Annotated in this window: 4 protein-coding genes and 1 pseudogene; 3 read left to right on the top strand and 2 right to left on the bottom strand. The window is 45.8% G+C overall.

Going from position 1 to position 17025, the window contains the following annotated elements; genetic code table 11:
- Positions 1-38: 38 nt before the first annotated feature.
- A complete protein-coding gene (gene folE / locus ACZ2XM_RS09045) occupies positions 39-620 on the bottom strand; it encodes a GTP cyclohydrolase I FolE (protein ID WP_490588215.1) in 582 nt (193 codons plus the stop codon).
- 380 nt (positions 621-1000) lie between these two features.
- On the opposite strand from folE, the gene ACZ2XM_RS09040 reads away from it, so the two are divergent.
- The gene (locus ACZ2XM_RS09040) at positions 1001-1801 is read left to right on the top strand and encodes an enoyl-ACP reductase FabI (RefSeq protein WP_490588214.1); all 801 of its coding nucleotides are present in this window, start codon (positions 1001-1003) and stop codon (positions 1799-1801) included.
- 144 nt (positions 1802-1945) lie between these two features.
- Positions 1946-2620: a YoaK family protein gene (locus tag ACZ2XM_RS09035; RefSeq protein ID WP_490588213.1), complete on the top strand. Its 675-nt coding sequence runs from the start codon at positions 1946-1948 to the stop codon at positions 2618-2620.
- A 147-nt stretch (positions 2621-2767) separates the two neighbouring features.
- Here the strand turns inward: ACZ2XM_RS09035 and ACZ2XM_RS09030 are convergent, their stop codons facing one another.
- A complete protein-coding gene (locus ACZ2XM_RS09030; protein ID WP_490588212.1) occupies positions 2768-2929 on the bottom strand; it encodes a hypothetical protein in 162 nt (53 codons plus the stop codon).
- 944 nt (positions 2930-3873) lie between these two features.
- Between ACZ2XM_RS09030 and ACZ2XM_RS09025 the strand changes: the two are divergent.
- Positions 3874-16908 (top strand): annotated as a pseudogene (locus tag ACZ2XM_RS09025) (ESPR-type extended signal peptide-containing protein); the annotation flags it as partial.
- Between the last annotated feature and the right edge of the window lie 117 nt (positions 16909-17025).

Raw genomic sequence — 17025 nt, 5'->3', positions numbered from 1 at the left:
AATAAAGATAAACCACCCACTAGGCGCTAAAAGGCAGATTAGCCAAAGGCAGGTTGACGTCTTGGCACAGCGTTGAGGAACTCGCTACGGGCTTGCATATCCGTAGTAAAGGCGCCTAGCATTGAGGTGGTACGAGTAGTTGAGTGCTGTTTGCCGACACCGCGCATCATCATACACATATGCGAGGCATCCATGACCACAGCGACACCGCTACAGCCCGTTACGTCCATAATGGCTTGAGCCACTTGCTCAGTTAAGTTTTCTTGGATTTGTAGGCGGCGCGCATACATATCGATAATACGAGCAAATTTCGACAGCCCTAATACCTGACCATCCGGCAGATAACCGACATGGGCGACGCCATGGAAAGGCAACATATGATGCTCACAGAGCGAATAAAACTCAATATTCTGTACCAATACTAGCTCGCGGCTACTCGAAGGAAACACTGCTTTATTAGTCACTTCCTCTAACGACTGCTCATAGCCTTGGGTTAGGTATGAAAAAGCTTTGGCTGCACGAATCGGGGTATCTACTAGGCCGGGGCGCTGGAGATTTTCACCGGTAGAGGCAATGAGTTTGCTATAAAGAACTTCGTTTGGAAAATTTTGGTCAGACATGGCACAGGTCACAAATCAGGGTGATAAAACGTGGCTATAGCTTAACTCCTAAACTCAATTTGTAAAGGTTTTTTCGTAAAAACCTCCCGTTTATAAGCATTTTTAGGATTTGCTAAATAAAAGTTCAATTCATAAGCAATTATCAGCTTTAAAGCATGAAATAAATTAAAGCTAACTTTAGCAGCGCTCAGCTTATCTGGTTAGCATGATAGAGTTTTTTTGCAAATAAGTAACTGTAACGGGGTTGGGATTGCAGTTTTAAGTAAACAGTCGTAAACTAAGCGACATCTTTGTTTTACTATTTATTATATTTCAGGCTAAATATGGCTAGCAGCTAGCTAAGTTATTATAGTTTTCATTTAATTTTAGAAGGATACACCATGCTACTCCAAGGTCAGCGCTTTGTCATTACGGGTATTGCCAGCAAATTGTCTATCGCTTGGGCGATTGCAGAAGCGCTCCATAGAGAAGGCGCGTCACTGATTTTGACGTACCCCAATGACAAGATTAAAAAGCGTGTCGATATGGCCGCTGAGCAGTTTGGTGCCGATCTTGTGCTCGAATGTGATGTGGCATCTGATGACTCTATTGCCACTTGTTTTGAGCAGATTGCAGCGCATTGGAGCGATGGTATTGACGGCGTCGTTCACGCTATTGGCTTTGCCCCGATGGACCAGCTCAACGGTGACTTTACCGAAGTGACCACGCGTGAAGGCAGTCAGATTGCTCATGATATCTCAGCGTATAGCTTTGTGGCATTAGCCAAAGCCTCACGTGGGTTATTAGCGCAGCGTCATGGCTCTTTACTCACTCTAACTTATGAAGGCAGCATTTCAGTATTGCCGAACTATAATGTGATGGGCATGGCAAAAGCGAGCTTGGAAGCCAGTGTGCGTTATCTCGCGACCTCAATGGGCAAAGAGGGCATTCGCGTGAATGCTATCTCGGCTGGTCCTATCCGTACCCTTGCGGCTAGTGGGATTAAATCATTCCGTAAAATGCTAGATATTAACGAAAAAATAGCACCGCTACAGCGCAACGTCACGCAACCTGAAGTCGGTAATGCCGCGCTATTCTTGTTATCGCCGTGGGCGTCTGGTATCACTGGTGAAATCTTATTCGTCGACGCGGGCTTCAATACCGTAGCCATCAGCGAGCAGTTGATGATGGGCGACGACTAGCCTTAGCCAAGCCGTCAAAGGACTAAGTATAAGTTCTAACCCTTTGACATATTAAAGGTCGTTCAGTAGGAAGGCAGCCAAAGGGCTGTCTTTTTTGGTTATAATACTCCCATTTTTGGCGTATAAAGAGCTTAGGCAGCGGGTATGATTACCAAACTTCCAAGATGGATATTATGGGGCGGCGCCGTACTGGCCTTTAGTGCAGGGAGCTTAAATACTGCCGCGTTGATGGGCTTTACCAATCTATCGGTCTCGCATGTCACAGGTAACGTCAGTTTATTCTCTGCTGCTATTGCTCATTTTGATGGGCAAAGTCTCTTATATATCGGCGCCTCACTGATTTCTTTTTTGATAGGGGCGATATTGAGCGGCTTTATCATTGGCCAGACCTCCTTAAAGCTAGGCCGCCGTTATGGTCGAGCTCTTTATTTGGAGGCAGGGCTGCTACTAATTAGCTACTTCCTCTATCAACAACACGATTATCTAGGGCAATTAGCCGCTGCTATGGCTTGTGGGCTACAAAATGCCATGGTAGCAACCTATAGCGGAGCGGTCATTCGTACCACGCATTTAACGGGCTTGACTTCAGACATGGGCGCTGCCATTGGCAATTGGCTGGCTGGCCGCTCAATCAGTAAGCCGACCTTGGGATTTCAAGCCATTATCTGGTACTGCTTTTGCGGTGGCGGGGTAGTCGGCGCCTTTTTATATACGAAGGTTGGCTACGGTGCGTTATTTGTCCCTATCGGGATTGTGCTGTCTGCCGCCTTTATCTATAACTTAGCTTCCGACCGCTTGCCTGAAGTGAATGCAGACTGATAATCTTGAACGTTTGACCGTGCCACTATATCGATAAAAATCTAGCTTCCATAGAAAAGCCGCTGATTATTTCAGCGGCTTTTTTTGTGTCTAAAAACGAGTCTTATAAAATAACTTTGAAGAATTAAGGGGTTATATAGTCTTTAACTATTTTTCCTCTTCTTCATTATGGTCTTCATGTTCATGCATACCTTGCATCATATCTAATGCTGAGTCATCAGTACGCTGTTGGTTCTCTTTAGCCAGACCATCTTGGTTAATATCGTTTGGAGCCATCTTCGTGGTGGGGTCTACTTTATTGTTAGACATAATAATTTCCTTATCGTATGTGTGTTTTAGTTCTAAATCATTACAACTGGCATGACTAAATACTATAGGGGATGAGTAGGGAGTTCAACCTAATGACTGTTGCATTAGTGAGTGTTTTATTTACTTAGTGTTGTCTTTTTTGTCAGATATAGAATTTTAATAACAGATAGCAAAAGATAAACTTTAGTCTATTTTCTGATTTCTTAATTATATAATAAACTATTGTTTTTAAATTCATTAAATATATGTTTTCTATTTTAACTAAAATATTGCAAAAACTTAAACATACTCTTAAGTTTTTGATAAATATAAAATCTTTATGTTGTTTATATATAGTAAATCAGTTATATTCCTGTTAATTTAAAACATCTGTGCACTAGTTTTATATTTATCCCTATCTGCATTAGTGATTTTTATATTCTTACAATCATGTTTTATATAAAAATAATAATCAAATGTTTATATTTTCTAACTAAACAACTTATCGGTATTAATGACCATTCATCTAACAGTGCGTTATTTCTCATAAAAAAATATATAGAATAAACCGTTTTCTAACCTAAAGCATAGGCTGCATATAGGTTTGCGCTAATATTTCTAATGATTGTTAGTGTTTCACTCTCTTTCTAGGCGAGAAAAAAAACTGCAGGGTTATGGTCGTAGCAAAGAATATTATAAAAAATAATGCTAGCTAAAACCCCTCAACTAATGTGGAAATCATTAGGTTAAATTACGTTAAATCATATAAATATTTAGATAAAATCATTTAGTTACAGAATCTTAGTTACAAAATGCGCACTAAAATAACTAGATGTATAGATTTTATTCTTAAGTGTCATCACTAAAAATATCGATTAAATTCAACATCTTATTTTACAAAATATTTAAATATTAGTTTTATTACCATCAGAATATCCGACATAAATTGAGTCAATAGGAATCATATGAACCATATCTATAAAGTTATCTTCTGTAAAGCAACAGGCACTTTCGTCGCAGTAGCTGAATTTGCGCGTGCCCATGGCAAAAAAGGCAGTGGTACGGTTGGCTCGGTAGCGAGTTCGGAGAGCGGTCAGGCGGCCACTAGCCGTTATGCGATGGGGCTCAGTGGACTCACCACACTATCGGCGGCTATCTTTTTGTCTTTGGGTTTGAGCTCTACGGCTTTTGCTGTTGATGCAACTTGCACGGGTCCAGCTGCAATTAACCAAGTTGCTTCTGGAGGTTCTAGCGATGAGGTTGCATGTGGTGAAGGAACAGTTGCATCTGGAGCAGGTTCGGTTGCTATTGGCTCGGGGGCTACGAATAAAGATACAAAGAATTATGACAAAACGATAGCTAGTGGTTCGCAATCAGTGGCCATTGGTGTTGCAGTAAATGCCGCTGGTACCCAGGCTATTGCGATAGGCGGAGGTGCCACGACTAAAGTAGACAGTGGAGACCAAAATGCCCAGAGTATTGCTATCGGTAACGATGCGCAGGCTAAAGGCGATCAGTCTGTTGGATTAGGGGCTAATACTAGGGCTTCAGGTGACTCCTCTGTAGCTATAGGTGGGGATGATCTTAAGAGGGTTATTAATGCTTATGGTCAGGACTATGAAAATCTTACAGGCGTTACACTTAATCCAACCGAATATGTGTCAACTGAATCATCAGGAGCGGGTAGTGTTGCGGTAGGGGTTCAGTCAATATCTTCAGGAAACTTCTCTACAGCAGTAGGAGTGAGATCGTTTGCCACAGCAGAGGCAGCAGTGGCTATGGGTGTTGGCTCTAAAGCTTCCAAAAAGGGTGCGGTGGCACTGGGTCCGGCGTCATCTGCAGCCGGGCAAGGCGCAGTTGCGGTCGGACTTAATTCAACAACAAATAAAATTGATGGAGTAGCGATTGGTAGGCAAGCCACGGCAAATGCGCAAAATGGTGATGTGGCACTAGGTCAAGGCTCTACAACAGCCGCCATTGTTAATTCAGGCACTTATCGGATTAATTCTACTACTAATGTTGATGATAAGGCAGCCGGAAGAACACCAACCTCTGTAGTGTCAGTTGGCGGGGTTGGTACTGAACGTAGAATTACTAATGTCGCGGCTGGTAATATAAATGCCACCAGTACTGATGCTATTAATGGCAGTCAGTTGTTCATTACCAGTAAGGCGTTAAATGAAGCGGCGAAAGCTACTCAAGATGCTTTAGGCGGTGGGGCAAAAATCAATCCTAGCACAGGTGAGTACGTAGCACCTTCTTATACGCTAACCAATAATCCAAGTGTGAGTGCGACGACTACCAGTAATAATGTCGGTAGTGCCTTAAGTACTTTAGATACGGCGGTTAATCGTACTCTAACCTTTACCGGCAATGTACTAAACGATGTTGGTGCTGATGGTAGCCAGCAAAAGCTTGGTAGTACTTTTAATATTAGTGGTGGTGCTACTGGTGATTCAAGCAATGCTAACGTCAAAACAGTGGTTACTGACGGCAAAGTTGATATTCAATTACTAAATGCTCCAACCTTCACAGGTAAAGTCAGCGCAAAGGGTTTTGATGCGGGTGGTGAAAAGATTACTGGCGTTGCAGTTGGAGAGGTGGATAGCGATGCTGTGAACTTTGGTCAACTAAAAAATGTCATTAATAGCAGTGCTAAAACCAGTAGTGTAGTTGCTGGAAACAATACTACAGTTACTAGCCAAACAGATACCACTGATGCGAATAAAACTATTTACACAGTAGACTTGAATACTGCTGCTAAAAATAGTTTGGCAAAAGCAGACACCGCGCTACAGACTGTAATCTCTAACGACCCTAATCTTACCGCTACTAGAACAGGCAACAACATTGAACTAGATTTCTCTGATACCCCAACTTTTTCCAAAGTCATCGTTGGTAGTACTACAGGAGACAATACAATTCTGAGTAGTACTGCTGATGGGCTGAACGTTGGTGGTGATAAAATCACTAATGTAGCTGCCGGTATTGCAACTACTGATGCGGTCAACTTTGGCCAATTAAAGGCTACCCAAGATAATGTAGCTACCAATGCTACAGATATTGCTAATAACACTCAGAACATCACCAAAAATGCTGGTGATATCTCTAGTAATACTACAGCGATTAATAATGCAGTGGCAGCTTTAAATGAAGGTTTTAACATTGCCGCTGACAATGGTACTACGGATAACGTTAAGCTTAGCGAAACGGTCACCTACACTAATAAGGATAGCAACTTAGTAGCCACGGTTAGTAATAACGCTATCAACTACGATTTGGCTAAGAACATCAAAGTCGATTCGGTCACAGCGGATGACGGTAATGGCAACGTTACTAAGATGACGACTGCTGGTACTCAAGTCAAGGACAACCAAGGCAATGCGACCAACTATGGCGCTGAAGGTCTAACCTTCCTTGACACCAATGGTGATCCAATTACTAACGCCCCAAGCATCACTAAAACGGGTATTAGTGCGGGCAACCAGAAGATTACGAATGTCGCTCCTGGAGCTGTTGCAGCGGGTAGTACTGATGCTATCAATGGTGATCAGCTATTTGGTGTTAAAGACAGTCTAACTAACTCAGGTCTACAGTTCTCGGGCGACAACGGTACGGCGTTCACTCGCAAACTTGGTGAAGAGCTGAAAGTACGAGGTGGCGCTACTGAAGCGACCTTAACTGACAACAACATTGGTGTGGTTTCTAATGACACAAATACGTTAACCGTTAAGCTAAATAAAGACATTAATCTTGGAGCGACTGGCAGTGTGACGACGGGTAATACCGTCACTAACAATGCTGGCGTTACCGTTGATGACAAAGCAGGCAACGTTACTAAGATGACGACTGCCGGTACTCAAGTTAAGGACAATCAAGGCAATGCGACCAACTACGGTGCTGAAGGCTTAATGTTCCTTGATAAGAACGGTGCTCCAATTGCTAACGCCCCAAGCATCACGAAAGCAGGTATTAGCGCGGGCAACCAGAAAATCACTAATGTAGCTCCTGGCACTGTTGCTGCGAGTAGCCAAGAGGCTATCAATGGTGACCAGCTCAATACCACTAATCAATCAATTGCAGCGGCTCAAGGCGAAGTTAATAAAGGCATCAACTTTGGTGATGGCGCCACGAACAACAACTACAAGCTTGGCGACACGATTAACGTCAAAGGTGATAGCAATGTTACTAGCGTTACCACTGCAGATGGGGTTCAACTTGGTCTAGCGGACGAGATTAGTGTTCAGCAAGTTACCGTTGGTGATGCTACCAACAGCACAATATTGACCAGTACAGCCAATGGCTTGGATGTTGGTGGTGACAAGATTACTAATGTAGCTGACGGTACAGCGGCTAAAGATGCAGTGAACAAAGGTCAGTTGGATAACTTAGCGACTGCTGGCAAAGCTAATACTGATGCCCTAGGCAACAGCACGGCAAGAAACCTAGGTGGCGGCGCTACTTATGACGATAAGACGGGTACAGTAAGTGCACCGACTTACAGCGTCAATGGTACTAACAGCAACAACGTTGGCGATGCCATCAGTGCATTAGACCAAGGCTTCACGCTACAGACTAATGGTGCAAATGGCGCTGCAGTGAAAGCTGGCGACACCATAGACATCGGTACGGCTGCTGGTGAGAACAACTTAGAAGTGGTTAAGTCTGCCAACACCATCAAGTACAGCCTAAAGAAGAACTTGGATTTAGGTGCAACTGGCAGCGTGACTACGGGTAATACCGTTACTGACAACGCTGGCGTTACCGTTGATGACAAAGCAGGCAACGTTACTAAGATGACGGCCGCTGGCACTAAAGTAACTGATGGTACTAACACTACTAACTATGGTGCGGAAGGTCTAACGTTCCTTGACAAGACGGGTAACGAGCTAGCCAATACCCCAAGCATCACTAAAGCAGGTATTAATGCGGGCAACCAGAAAATCACTAATGTCACTGCTGGCGCTGTTGCAGCGGGTAGTACTGATGCTATCAATGGTGATCAACTATTGGGTGTTAAAGACAGCCTAACTAACTCAGGTTTACAGTTCTCGGGTGACAACGGTACGGTCTTCACTCGCAAACTTGGTGAAGAGCTAAAAGTACGTGGTGGCGCTGCTGAAGCGACCTTAACTGACAACAATATTGGTGTGGTTTCTAATGACACAAATACGTTAACTGTTAAGCTAAATAAAGACATTAATCTTGGTGCGACTGGCAGTGTGACGACGGGCAACACGGTCACTAACAACGCTGGCGTTACCGTTGATGATAAAGCAGGCAACGTTACTAAGATGACGACTGCCGGTACTCAAGTTAAGGACAACCAAGGCAATGCAACCAACTATGGTGCTGAAGGCCTAACGTTCCTTGATAAGGACGGTGCCCCAATTATTAACGCCCCAAGCATCACTAAAACGGGTATTAGCGCGGGCAACCAGAAAATCACTAATGTCACTGCTGGCGCTGTTGCAGCGGGTAGTACTGATGCTATCAATGGTGATCAGCTCAACACCACTAATGAAGCTGTTAATGCCGCCCAAGGTGAAGTGAATAAAGGCATCAACTTCGGTGATGGCGCAACGAGCGAAAACTACAAGCTTGGCGACACCATTAACGTCAAAGGCGATAGCAATGTCACAAGCGCCACCACTGCAGATGGGGTTCAACTTGGTCTAGCGGACGAGATTAGTGTTAAACAAGTTACTGTTGGTGATGCTACCAACAGCACAGTGTTGACCAGCACGGCCAATGGTTTAGATGTTGGTGGTGACAAGATCACTAATGTGGCTGACGGTACAGCGACGAAAGATGCGGTGAACAAAGGTCAATTAGACGCTTTAGCAACTGCTGGCAGCACCAAGACTGATGCTTTAGGCAACAGCACAGCAGATAACCTAGGTGGTGGAGCGCAGTATGACGCTAGCACCGGTGCAGTAAGTGCACCGACTTACCAAGTCAATGGTACTAACAGCAACAACGTTGGTGATGCCATCAGCGCATTAGACCAAGGCTTCACGCTACAGACCAATGGTGCGGATGGCGCTGCAGTGAAAGCGGGCGACACCATAGACATCGGTACGGCTGCTGGTGAGAACAACTTAGAAGTGGTTAAAACCGATAACACCATCAAGTACAGCCTGAAGAAGAACTTGGATTTAGGTGCGACTGGCAGTGTGACTACTGGCAGCACGGTCACTAACAACGCTGGCGTTACCATTGATGACAAATCAGGCAACGTTACTAAGATGACGACTGCCGGTACTCAAGTTAAGGACAACCAAGGCAATGCGACCAACTATGGCGCTGAAGGTCTAACGTTCCTTGATAAAAACGGTGCCCCAATTACTAACGCCCCAAGCATCACTAAAGCAGGTATTGATGCCGGCAGCAAGAAGATTACCAATGTCGCTCCTGGAGCTGTTGCAGCGGGTAGTACTGATGCTATCAATGGTGATCAGCTCAACACCACTAATGAAGCTGTTAATGCCGCCCAAGGTGAAGTGAATAAAGGCATCAACTTCGGTGATGGCGCAACGAGCGAAAACTACAAGCTTGGCGACACCATTAACGTCAAAGGCGATAGCAATGTCACAAGCGCCACCACTGCAGATGGGGTTCAACTTGGTCTAGCGGACGAGATCAGTGTTAAACAAGTTACCGTTGGTGATGCTACCAACAGCACAGTGTTGACCAGCACGGCCAATGGTTTAGATGTTGGTGGTGACAAGATCACTAATGTGGCTGACGGTACAGCGACGAAAGATGCGGTGAACAAAGGTCAATTAGACGCTTTAGCAACTGCTGGCAGCACCAAGACTGATGCTTTAGGCAACAGCACAGCGGATAACCTAGGTGGTGGAGCGCAGTATGACGCTAGCACCGGTGCAGTAAGTGCACCGACTTACCAAGTCAATGGTAAGAACAGCAACAACGTTGGTGATGCCATCAGCGCATTAGACCAAGGCTTTACGCTACAGACCAATGGTGCGGATGCTGCTGCAGTGAAAGCGGGCGACACCATAGACATCGGTACGGCTGCTGGTGAGAACAACTTAGAAGTCGTCAAAACCGATAACACCATCAAGTACAGCCTGAAGAAGAACTTAGATCTTGGTGCGACTGGCAGCGTGACGACGGGCAACACGGTCACTAACAATGCTGGCGTTACCGTTGATGACAAAGCAGGCAACGTTACTAAGATGACGGCCGCTGGCACTCAAGTTAAGGACAACCAAGGCAATGCAACCAACTATGGTGCTGAAGGCCTAACGTTCCTTGATAAGGACGGTGCCCCAATTACTAACGCCCCAAGCATTACTAAAGCAGGTATTAGCGCGGGCAACCAGAAGATTACTAATGTCACTGCTGGCGCTGTTGCAGCGGGTAGTACTGATGCCATCAATGGCGATCAGCTCAACACCACTAACGAAGCTGTTAATGCCGCTCAAGGTGAAGTTAATAAAGGCATCAACTTCGGTGATGGCGCAACGAGCGAAAACTACAAGCTTGGCGATACCATCAACGTCAAAGGCGATAGCAATGTCACAAGCGTCACCACTGCAGATGGGGTTCAACTTGGTCTAGCGGACGAGATCAGTGTTAAACAAGTTACCGTTGGTGATGCTGCCAACAGCACGGTGTTGACCAGCACTGCCAATGGCTTGGATGTTGGTGGCGACAAGATCACTAATGTGGCTGACGGTACAGCGACGAAAGATGCGGTGAACAAAGGTCAATTAGACGCTTTAGCCACAGCGGGCAGCACCAAGACTGATGCTTTAGGCAACAGCACAGCGGATAACCTAGGTGGCGGCGCTACTTACGACGATAAGACGGGTACAGTTAGTGCACCGACTTACCAAGTCAATGGTAAGAATAGCAACAACGTTGGCGATGCTATCACTGCATTGGATCAAGGCTTCACGCTACAGACCAATGGCGCGAATGGTGCTGCCGTGAAAGCTGGCGACACCATAGACATCGGTACGGCTGCTGGTGAGAACAATCTGGAAGTGGTTAAAGCCGATAACACTATCAAGTACAGCTTGAAGAAGAACTTGGATCTTGGTGCTACTGGTAGTGTGACTACCGGTAATACCGTTACTGACAATGCTGGTGTGACTGTCAATGATAAAGCAGGCAACGTTACCAAGATGACGGCCGCTGGCACTAAAGTAACTGATGGTACTAACACTACTAACTATGGCGCTGAAGGCTTAACCTTTCTTGATAAGACGGGTAATGAGCTAGCCAATACCCCAAGCATCACTAAAACGGGTATTAGCGCGGGCAACCAGAAGATTACTAACGTAGCTCCTGGCAGTGTTGCTGCAGGTAGTACTGATGCTATCAATGGCGATCAGCTATTGGGTGTTAAAGACAGCCTAACTAACTCAGGTTTACAGTTCTCGGGCGACAACGGTACGGTCTTCACTCGCAAACTTGGTGAAGAGCTCAAGGTGCGTGGTGGCGCTGCTGAAGCGACCTTAACTGACAACAATATTGGTGTGGTTTCTAATGACACAAATACGTTAACCGTTAAGCTAAATAAAGACATTAATCTTGGTGCGACTGGTAGCGTGACGACAGGTAATACCGTCACTAACAACGCTGGCGTTACCGTTGATGATAAAGCAGGCAACGTTACTAAGATGACGACTGCTGGTACTCAAGTTAAGGACAACCAAGGCAATGCAACCAACTATGGTGCTGAAGGCTTAACGTTCCTTGATAAGAACGGTGCGCCAATTACTAACGCCCCAAGCATCACTAAAACGGGTATTAGCGCGGGCAACCAGAAGATTACTAATGTCGCTCCTGGCAGTGTTGCTGCGGGTAGTGCTGATGCTATTAATGGTGATCAGCTCAATACCACTAATGAAGCTGTTAATGCCACCCAAGGTGAAGTTAATAAAGGCATCAACTTCGGTGATGGCGCAACGAGCGAAAACTACAAGCTTGGCGACACCATCAACGTCAAAGGTGATAGCAATGTTACTAGTGTCACTACTGCAGATGGGGTTCAACTTGGTCTAGCGGACGAGATCAGTGTTAAACAAGTTACTGTTGGTGATGCTACCAACAGCACGGTGTTGACCAGCACGGCCAATGGTTTAGATGTTGGTGGTGACAAGATCACTAATGTGGCTGACGGTACAGCGACGAAAGATGCGGTGAACAAAGGTCAATTAGACGCTTTAGCCACTGCTGGCAGTACCAAGACTGATGCTTTAGGCAACAGCACGGCAGATAACCTAGGTGGCGGTGCTAAGTATGACGATAAGACAGGTACAGTTAGTGCACCGACTTACCAAGTCAATGGTAAGAATAGCAACAACGTTGGCGATGCTATCACTGCATTAGACCAAGGCTTCACGCTACAGACTAATGGTGCGGATGGCGCTGCGGTTAAAGCGGGTGACACCATAGACATCGGTACGGCGGCTGGTGAGAATAACTTAGAAGTGGTTAAGTCTGCCAACACCATCAAGTACAGTCTGAAGAAGAACTTGGATTTAGGTGCGACTGGTAGCGTGACGACGGGTAATACGGTCACTGACAATACTGGCGTTACCGTTGATGATAAAGCAGGCAACGTTACTAAGATGACGACTGCTGGCACTAAAGTAACTGATGGTACTAACACTACTAACTATGGCGCTGAAGGCTTAACCTTTCTTGATAAGACGGGTAATGAGCTAGCCAATACCCCAAGCATCACTAAAACGGGTATTAGCGCGGGCAACCAGAAGATTACTAACGTAGCTCCTGGCAGTGTTGCTGCAGGTAGTACTGATGCTATCAATGGTGATCAGCTATTGGGTGTTAAAGACAGCCTAACTAACTCAGGTTTACAGTTCTCGGGCGACAACGGTACGGTCTTCACTCGCAAACTTGGTGAAGAGCTCAAGGTACGTGGTGGCGCTGCTGAAGCGACCTTAACTGACAACAATATTGGTGTGGTTTCTAATGACACAAATACGTTAACCGTTAAGCTAAATAAAGACATTAATCTTGGTGCGACTGGCAGCGTGACGACGGGTAATACCGTCACTAACAACGCTGGCGTTACCGTTGATGACAAAGCAGGCAACGTTACTAAGATGACGACTGCTGGTACTCAAGTTAAGGACAACCAAGGCAATGCAACCAACTATGGTGCTGAAGGCTTAACGTTCCTTGATAAGAACGGTGCGCCAATTACTAACGCCCCAAGCATCACCAAAGCAGGTATTGATGCCGGCAGCAAGAAGATTACGAATGTCGCTCCTGGCAGTGTTGTTGCGGGTAGTGCTGATGCTATCAATGGTGATCAGCTCAATACCACTAATGAAGCTATTAGTGCTGCCCAAGGTGAAGTTAATAAAGGCATCAACTTCGGTGATGGCGCAACGAGCAACAACTACAAGCTTGGCAACACCATTAATGTTAAAGGTGACAGCAATGTCACTAGCGTCACCACTGCAGATGGGGTTCAACTTGGTCTAGCGGACCAAATCAGTGTTCAGCAAGTTACTGTTGGTGATGCTACCAACAGCACGGTGTTGACCAGCACGGCCAATGGTTTAGATGTTGGTGGAGACAAGATCACTAATGTGGCTGACGGCACAGCGACGAAAGATGCAGTGAATAAAGGTCAATTAGACGCTTTAGCCACTGCTGGCAGCACAAAGACTGATGCTTTAGGCAACAGCACGGCAAGCAACCTAGGTGGCGGCGCTACTTATGACGATAAGACGGGTACAGTAAGTGCACCGACTTACAGCGTCAATGGTACTAACAGCAACAACGTTGGCGATGCCATCAGTGCATTAGACCAAGGCTTCACGCTACAGACTAATGGTGCAAATGGCGCTGCAGTGAAAGCTGGCGACACCATAGACATCGGTACGGCTGCTGGTGAGAACAACTTAGAAGTGGTTAAGTCTGCCAACACCATCAAGTACAGCCTGAAGAAGAACCTTGATTTAGGTGCGACTGGTAGCGTGACTACGGGTAATACCGTTACTAACAACGCTGGCGTTACCGTTGATGATAAAGATGGCAATGTTACTAAACTCACGACTGCCGGTACTCAAGTTAAGGACAATCAAGGTAACGCTAGTAACTATGGCGCTAATGGTAGCAGCATTAAAGATGCCGCTGGCAACCAAGTTATTACTACAGCAGATGGCTCAACAGTCAGCGATAAAGCCGGCAATAAAACGACGACTGCTGCTAATGGCGTCATGGTTAGTGATAAGACGGGAGCAGGAACTAGCTATGGCGCTGAAGGCCTAACCTTCCTTGATACCAATGGTGATCCAGTTGCCAACACGCCAAGTATTACCAAAGCAGGTATCAGCGCAGGCAACACGGTTATCAAAGATGTAGCTGCTGGTAATGTCGCTAAAGACAGCACGGATGCTATCAATGGCAATCAGTTGTTTGAGACCAACCAAGCGATTGCCAATGCTCAAGGCCAGGCGAACAAAGGCTTTAATATTGCTGCAGATAATGGCACTACAGATAACGTCCAACTAGGCGAAACGGTTAAATACACCAATAAAGACAGTAATCTAGTAGCTACGGTATCTGATAACGGCATCAACTACGATCTAGCTGAGGAGATTAGCGTTAAATCGGTTACTGCCAATGATGGCAATGGCAACGTGACCAAGCTTGATAGCACTGGCACTAAGGTGACGGACACTGCAGGTAATAACAGCAGTTACAATGCTACGGGTTCGACCATCGTCGATACCAATGGCAACACTAATGCCAACACTGCAGCAGGCAATACCCTGACTGATGACGCCGGTAATGAAACTATTACTGCAGCTGATGGTACTAATGTTAAAGATGCTGCTGGTAACGCAAGCAACTATGGTGCAGCAGGTAGCAAGATTACTGACGCAGATGGTAATGAGACTATTACTGCTGCTAATGGTACAAAGGTCAAAGACATCAATGGTAACGAAAGTGTCTATGGTGCTGCCGGATCAACTATTACTGATAACGCCGGTAATACCAATGTTAGTAAGGCTACCGGTAATACAATTGTAGACACTGCTGGTAATCAAACAATGACTGCGGCTAATGGTATGACTGTTCAAGACGGTAAGGGTAATGCTACCAGCTATGGCGCTGAGGGCTTAACCTTCATTGACACGACTACTGGTGAGGCTATTGCGGGCACACCAAGTATCACCAAAGGTGGTATCGATGCGGGTAATACGGTCATCAGAAATGTGGCTAGTGGCCTTGAAGGTAAGACGGTTGAACAAATAAAAGCTGAAGGATCCTCAAGCGCTCAGTGGAAAAATGCGGCTACTGTCGGTGATTTGACTCAAGTCCAAGGCAATGTAACCAACGTCACTAATAATGTCACTAATCTCTCTCAAGCCCTTGGTAAAGATGAGGATGGCAAGATATTAATAGATGATAAGGGCAACTTAACGCAAGCGGGTAAAGATGCGTTAATTACTTATAATGTCGCTGGCCAAGCTGAGTTCATCAATAACTCAGTTATTGGTGCAATCAATAAGATGAATGAAGAAGGTATTAAATTCATCCACGTGAATGATGAGACAGCGGGTTCTGAAATTCCAGAGCAAGCCACTAACTCGATAGACTCGAGTGCAGGCGGTGCTTACAGTACCTCTATCGGTTATCAGGCCAAAGTGGGCAATCAAGCCACCAATGGTATCGCTATCGGTAAAGGCGCCACGGTAACAGGTGCTGACAGTATCGCTATCGGCACAGGTAACGTCGTCACAGGTACTGGCTCTGGTGCTATCGGTGATCCGTCTACGGTTACAGGTGACGGCAGCTACTCACTAGGTAATGACAACACTGTCGCTACTGATAACAGTTTCGTCATCGGTAATGACGTGACTAAGACGGCTGAAAACTCAGTAAACCTAGGCAGTAAGTCAGCGGCTTCTACTGAAGCTAGTAACTCAACTGCTGGTACCACCGTCTATAACCAAAGCAAAATCAATGGCGAGACTTACAATTATGCAGGTGGCACAGCAGCTGGTGTCGTGAGTGTGGGCGATGTAGATGCTGAGCGTCGTATCCAAAACGTTGCGGCGGGCTTAATCAGCAAAGACAGTACGGACGCTATTAACGGCAGCCAGTTATACGGTACCAATCAAGCTATTGAAGCCTTAAAGACTAATATCGGTACTACTACAGGTAATGTGAGCAAAGGCGTTAACTTCGGTAATGGTTCTGCAGCTAACAATTATCAGCTTGGCGATACCATCAATGTTAAGGGCGATAGTAATGTTACTAGCACAACTACTACCGATGGGGTGCAATTGGGCTTAGCTGATAACATCACTGTGAAATCAGTTGCCGCGCAAACGGTCACTGCAGAGGATGGTGAAGGCAATTCAGCCACGTTGACTGCCAATGGTACTAATGTGAAAGATGCTGCTGGTAATACAAGCAACTATGGTGCGGCAGGTAGCACAGTAGCGGACAAAGATGGTAATAAAGCGACTACTGGTGCCAATGGCGTCACAGTCTCAAACGCTAAAAACGGTACTGTATATGGTGCTGATGGTATGACCTTCGTCGATAAGAATGGCACAGCTATTACTAAAGCACCAAGTGTGACGGTGCAAGGTATTAACGCGGGCAATCAACAGATTACCAATGTAGCTGAAGGCAAGATTACGGAAGGCAGCAATGATGCAGTTAATGGTGGTCAGTTATACAACACCAACCAAGCCATCACCAAAGTCGCCAACAGCGTCGATGACCTAGGTTATAAGTTAGATGGGGTGCAGGAAGAAGCCAACGCGGGTATCTCCTCTGCTATGGCAATGGCCTCTATGCCACAAGCTTTCCTACCAGGTAAGAGCATGATTTCTGGTGGTATCGCGACTTATAACGGTGAGGGCGCAGTAGCCGTCGGTATGTCTAAGTTGTCTGATAATGGTCGTTGGGTCATCAAGATCAACGGCTCAGCAGATACCAAAGGCAATGCGGGGGCTGCAGCAGGCGTTGGTATGCACTGGTAAGTAGAGCGTACTTTCTCAGACCAGTAGTATAGGGGCGCACCCTTATGCTACTGGTCACTCTTATCAAAGCTCATTAATTGTCAAAGCCCATTAAGGAATAAC

The sequence above is a fragment of the Psychrobacter sp. CoH-33_TS_01 genome, from assembly GCF_058189395.1.
The sequence above is the reverse complement of the archived record's forward strand: the minus strand, read 5'-3'. Positions and strand labels throughout refer to the sequence as shown.

What these genes read in the sequence shown, in the direction of transcription:
- folE (WP_490588215.1), bottom strand. Translation starts at nt 620, where the DNA reads ATGTCTGACCAAAATTTTCCAAACGAAGTTCTTTATAGCAAACTCATT.
- ACZ2XM_RS09040 (WP_490588214.1), top strand. Translation starts at nt 1,001, where the DNA reads ATGCTACTCCAAGGTCAGCGCTTTGTCATTACGGGTATTGCCAGCAAA.
- ACZ2XM_RS09035 (WP_490588213.1), top strand. Translation starts at nt 1,946, where the DNA reads ATGATTACCAAACTTCCAAGATGGATATTATGGGGCGGCGCCGTACTG.
- ACZ2XM_RS09030 (WP_490588212.1), bottom strand. Translation starts at nt 2,929, where the DNA reads ATGTCTAACAATAAAGTAGACCCCACCACGAAGATGGCTCCAAACGAT.